The following is a 229-nucleotide window of genomic DNA, read 5'->3' on the forward strand; positions in this document are numbered from 1 at the left end:
GAGCACGTCGATGCTGCCCTGGCCGAGCTGGAGCCCGCCGATGCCCTTGGTGAGCAGGGTGACATCCACGCCCTTGCCGGCGAGGCGGTTGGCGGCGACCAGGCCGGACAGGCCGGCGCCGATGACGATCACGCGGCTCACAGCGCCACCTCACTCTCGGGCTGGGGCAGGTGCTCGACGTCGAGCGTGCCCTGGAAGATCCAGTTGTCGAGGGCCGTCTGGCGCACCT

The 229-nt window shown here is 70.7% G+C and carries 1 protein-coding gene; it reads right to left on the reverse strand.

Annotated features, from left to right (window positions below; all coding sequences use genetic code 11):
- Positions 1–141 (reverse strand): FAD-binding protein (locus BN358_RS23830; RefSeq protein ID WP_157593477.1); only part of this gene is annotated, 141 nt, incomplete at its 3' end.
- Between the last annotated feature and the right edge of the window lie 88 nt (positions 142–229).

Source organism: Sedimentibacter sp. B4, from assembly GCF_000309315.1.
Lineage (GTDB): Bacteria > Bacillota > Clostridia > Tissierellales > Sedimentibacteraceae > Sedimentibacter > Sedimentibacter saalensis.